This window comes from Modicisalibacter tunisiensis (genome assembly GCF_020148005.1).
GTDB lineage: Bacteria > Pseudomonadota > Gammaproteobacteria > Pseudomonadales > Halomonadaceae > Modicisalibacter > Modicisalibacter tunisiensis.
Map to the genome: position 1 here is coordinate 1 of NZ_JAGXFD010000006.1, position 2,319 is coordinate 2,319.

Sequence of the window (2,319 nt, forward strand, 5' to 3'; positions counted from 1 at the left end):
TTATGACAAGTAACGTTAATTACTTGACTTTCAAGGATTTTTCGTCGGTAAGACAGGCTGTGTGGAGTTAGGAACCACTGGGGCAGGGGGGGAATGCAGGTATCACTGACGGGCGGCGTGCGGGCGTCGGTGCGGTGCTCAGTTTCCGCTCCTCCCTCCGTCCTCTCGCCGCCCTGGGGCAAGCTGAGCTTGCCGACAATCTGGTGTGGAGTGGCTTCCCTGGTCGAGGTCAGATCGTAGGACTTGCCGTTGAAGCGGTACACAAGCTCCAGATAGGGCTCGTCAGCCAGCAAATCATCCAGAAGGGACTCGGGCACCTTGACCCCCCAGAACGCCCCGAAAGCGCCTTGCAGGCGCTTTCCGCGCAATGTCTCGAAGGCATGCAGGTTATTGGCGAAGCTCAGATCGGAGAACTTGAGGGCGTACTTGCTGACCTCGGTGAAAGCGTCGATGACCTCGGGGACGATGGCCCCGGTGGGATCGACCAGGGCGTCGAGGCGCTTACCGATCCGGCGGATATCGACGATGAAAGAATCCCCGGTGATCCGGTGCCACTCGGCGGACAGCTTCTCTTGGTCGAGCCAGTCATCCAGCAGCACGATGGCGTGCAGGTGGGGATGCCAACCCTTGCCCTTGTTGGTGACCTCGTAGGAGAACAGGGCCCCAGAGACCTTGGCGAGTTCAGTGAACCCGGTACCGCGGTTGAGGTAGTCACGGCGACGCTTCTGGAGGGTCTTCCAGGAGCGTTCCAGGTGAGCGTGACGCTCCACCAGGTCGGGGCCGTTCTTGACCGTCAGGGTGAGCAGGGCAAGGCGAGCGCGTGGGCGCTCCTGAGCGATGATCGCCAGGCGGTCGAGGTAACGCTCTACGGTCTTGCTTCCGCGCCGTGCAGCGCAGAAGGGGCACACCAGGTGTCGTTTGCAGGTGTAGGCGGCGGCCAGGCGCACATCGTCCAGGCGGTAGTAGTGGTGGAACTTGAGCCAGGAGGCACACTGGCGGAGGTCGGCGGAGACCTTCTGGAGATCTTCCCGGTGGGTGAGGTCTTGGGTGTCGGACAGCCAGCGCTGGAACTGGGCAGCGCGTTTGCGGCGGTCCCCGAAACGGCTTATCCTTTCACCGTGCTTTTCGATGCCCTGTCCGGTGGAGCCCCCACAGCTATCCGGACGGGGCATTGTCGTTTCTGGCATTCGGTTTTCCTTCCCTCAGTCGCGATCGGCGACACTTTGTTTCCATGTATGAACTGAAAGGCTGCGAGGCACCGCGGCGAGGGGTCGGGCTGCGCCCAACACCCCGCCACAGCGCCTATGCAGCCTCGGGCTTCGAGCCCTTGGGCACGAAGGTGATGACCTGCCCCTTCGCCGGAGCGAAGAAGCCGAACGGCACCCGAATAACCTCGCCCTCCAGGTGCTCGTAGAGATCGAGCCGATCGACGTTGAGCGTCACCAGGTCGTGGCGGCTGCCTGAGCCGTCACGCAGCGGAATCTCGCCCAGGAGCTGGATACGGTAGCGGGGAGTGACCTCGCCGGTCTCGCGGTTCGTCTGGCGTTCCGTAAACGCCTTCAGCAGCCGGCCAGTGATCGAGAACATCATTAGTCCACCTCCTCGCCTGTAACGGTCGGGCCCCGGTCGCCACCATGGTGATTCCACCACTCGTGCCACTCGCCCAGGGCAACGCGAAGAAGCAGATCGACCATGGAGGAAGTAGCCATGTCGTGTTCAGCCGCCATGCCCTGAACCTCAGTAACCAGGTCGGGACGAAGCGAGAAGGTGACCCGCTGACGCCCGTTAGGTGGGTCATAGGGCTCACCGTTGATCGAAACCATCTGGATGGCTTGCTGGATGGTGGGCTGAAAATCACGGACAACGGAGCCGAAAAGCGGGTCAGAACGACGGGCCGCTTCGGTCAGCTTTTCCAGATCGTCGGAAGTAAGAGGTCGTTTGCTCATGTCTGATGTCTCTCTGCGTGTGATGCATAGTAATAAGCAAGATATTCAGACTTTAGAGGATCGTCAAGAAACCCCTGTTCGGCAGTGCGGTGGGCTGTCGCCCACCAAACCCCGTGATCGGCGCTTCGCGCCTGCATGCGTGCGCCTGCGGCGCACCACCATCCAGATCGCGGCGACGGGCCGCGATCTGGGAGACCAACAGACCTGGGGGAAAAAGCCCCGGACGAACCGGGGAAGCAGGGGGGAAAGGTCTACCAGAGGGAACGAAGGCGAGCGTCTTCGTTATGACAAGTAACGTTAATTACTTGACTTTCAAGGATTTTTCGTCGGTAAGACAGGCTGTGTGGAGTTAGGAACCACTGGGGCAGGGGGG

General features: G+C 61.1%; 3 protein-coding genes. All 3 read right to left on the bottom strand.

Going from position 1 to position 2,319, the window contains the following annotated elements; all coding sequences use genetic code 11:
- On the bottom strand, positions 1-1,187 hold a 1,187-nt coding region (locus tag KGQ91_RS16675; protein ID WP_224421547.1), incomplete at its 3' end, for a protein rep.
- 115 nt (positions 1,188-1,302) lie between these two features.
- Positions 1,303-1,590: a hypothetical protein gene (locus KGQ91_RS16680; RefSeq protein WP_224421548.1), complete on the bottom strand. Its 288-nt coding sequence runs from the start codon at positions 1,588-1,590 to the stop codon at positions 1,303-1,305.
- Positions 1,590-1,946 (bottom strand): hypothetical protein, encoded by a 357-nt coding sequence (locus tag KGQ91_RS16685; RefSeq protein WP_224421549.1) that lies wholly within the window; start codon positions 1,944-1,946, stop codon positions 1,590-1,592. The genes KGQ91_RS16680 and KGQ91_RS16685 overlap by 1 nt, the downstream gene beginning before the upstream one ends.
- Positions 1,947-2,319 lie beyond the last annotated feature (373 nt).

What these genes read in the sequence shown, in the direction of transcription:
- KGQ91_RS16680 (WP_224421548.1), bottom strand. Translation starts at nt 1,590, where the DNA reads ATGATGTTCTCGATCACTGGCCGGCTGCTGAAGGCGTTTACGGAACGC.
- KGQ91_RS16685 (WP_224421549.1), bottom strand. Translation starts at nt 1,946, where the DNA reads ATGAGCAAACGACCTCTTACTTCCGACGATCTGGAAAAGCTGACCGAA.